This is a genomic window from Prosthecobacter sp. Pr1 (assembly GCF_057652315.1).
Genome location: NZ_JBYFBS010000055.1, coordinates 1 through 1,277, shown reverse-complemented (window position 1 = coordinate 1,277; position 1,277 = coordinate 1). Strand labels below are relative to the sequence as shown.

General features: G+C 60.8%; 2 protein-coding genes. Both read left to right on the top strand.

The annotated features are described in order from the left end of the window. The first annotated feature begins 54 nt into the window (after positions 1-54). Positions 55-384 (top strand): transposase, encoded by a 330-nt coding sequence (locus AC24GY_RS29425; RefSeq protein WP_487690447.1) that lies wholly within the window; start codon positions 55-57, stop codon positions 382-384. Then, the gene (locus tag AC24GY_RS29420; protein ID WP_487690444.1) at positions 381-1,241 is read left to right on the top strand and encodes an IS3 family transposase; all 861 of its coding nucleotides are present in this window, start codon (positions 381-383) and stop codon (positions 1,239-1,241) included. The genes AC24GY_RS29425 and AC24GY_RS29420 overlap by 4 nt, the downstream gene beginning before the upstream one ends. Positions 1,242-1,277 lie beyond the last annotated feature (36 nt).

Here is a 1,277-nt window from a genome sequence, read left to right as displayed (position 1 = left end):
TGAGGTGCGCTAAAATCCTGGACCGGGGAATAAGGGACAAGCACCATGAAGACCGTGAATCGAAAACGATACAGCAATGATTTCAAAGACCGTGCCCTGACACTGGTAGGTCTTGGCAGGCCGGTGCCTGAAGTGGCCCAGGAACTGGGCATCGGCACCAGCATCCTTTACCGCTGGACTCAGGCCCAGCGCCAGGGCACGCAAGACGCCCCCGCGCAGCTCGGCGGCGTAGTTCAGCGAGCCGTAGGCGAGCTGGACGAAGCCGCCGAGCTGCGCCGCCTGCGCAAGGACAACGCCCAGCTCCTCCTGGAGAACGACATTTTAAAAAAAGCCGCTGTCATCCTCGGCACTCACACTCAACCCCAGAGCAAACCCGCACGATGATCCAGCAGCTTCACTCACAGACACAGGCCAGCATCCGCCTCATCTGCCACGTCTTGGAGCTCCCACGCAGCAGCTTCTACCATGCCGCCGAGGCCACAGCCACCCGGCTTGAAGACCGCCGCCTCTCTCCGCTCATTGAGGAGATCTTCAAACGCAACCGCCGCCGCTATGGCTACCGCCGTATTGAGCAGGAACTCAAGGACCACGACATTGTCTGCGCTCCTGCCAGGCTGCGCCGTCTCATGCGCCAGAGCGGTCTGCGTGCCATCCAGCCGAAGAACTACCTGCCCAAAACCAGCGATGGCAGGGCTGACCGGCCTTCAGAGAACCTGCTCGCCGAGCAGGCCATGCCCACCAAGCCCAATGAAGCCTGGGCCGGTGACATCACCTTCATCCCCACCACCTCGCGGTGGCTCTATCTCGCAGTGGTCATCGACCTGGGCTCACGGCGCATCATCGGCTGGAGCCTCGACACCCACATGCGTTCGGAGCTCGTTGTAAGCGCTCTACAGCAGGCTTTGAAGTCCCGCCCGCAGACCCGCAGCCAGCGCACCCTCTTCCACAGCGACCGTGGCAGCCAGTATGGCAGCAGCGCCTTCAGGGCCGTGCTGGCTGACGCTGGCATCCGCCAGAGCATGTCGGCAAGGGCCAACCCGTATGACAACGCCTGGACTGAATCCTTCATGGGCACGCTCAAGCGCGAGATGCTTCAGGGCGGCTGCTTTGAAGATGCCACCGATGCCAGGCTCGAACTCTTCGATTACATCGACGCCTACTACAACAACCAGCGCAAACACTCCGCCATCGGATACCTCACCCCCAACCAGTACGAAGCTCAGCACATCAACCTCAACTAATTAAGAGACTCTGGTCCAATATTCGATTGCACCTCA

What these genes read in the sequence shown, in the direction of transcription:
- AC24GY_RS29420 (WP_487690444.1), top strand. Translation starts at nt 381, where the DNA reads ATGATCCAGCAGCTTCACTCACAGACACAGGCCAGCATCCGCCTCATC.